We start from the raw sequence: 306 nt of genomic DNA on the forward strand, positions 1-306 counted from the left end.
TGCATATCAACTATTCGCTTAATAATAGCAAGACCTAAACCACTGCCTTCACTGCCACGCGCGGCATCACCTTGCTTAAATGGCTCAAACACTGATTCAAGTTCACTTTCAGGGATCCCTGGCCCATTATCTTTCACTTCAATAACTGCATATTTTTTATTTGAATTAAAGTAACTAAGTACTTCTATATCCCCTTCGGAGTAGCGTCGAGCATTTCCTATCATATTCGTTATAACACGTTTAATTGCCACTATACTGAGCGGGATTTTACCAATATTAGGATTACTCTTAAATGTAATTGAGGGT

General features: G+C 38.2%; 1 protein-coding gene. It reads right to left on the minus strand.

Annotated features, from left to right (window positions below):
* Positions 1 to 306: ATP-binding protein (locus tag CWB66_RS21555; protein WP_252371831.1), on the minus strand; the 306-nt coding region annotated here is incomplete at both ends.

Origin of the sequence: Pseudoalteromonas sp. S558 (assembly GCF_005886635.1) — a bacterium.
Classification (GTDB): domain Bacteria; phylum Pseudomonadota; class Gammaproteobacteria; order Enterobacterales; family Alteromonadaceae; genus Pseudoalteromonas; species Pseudoalteromonas aliena.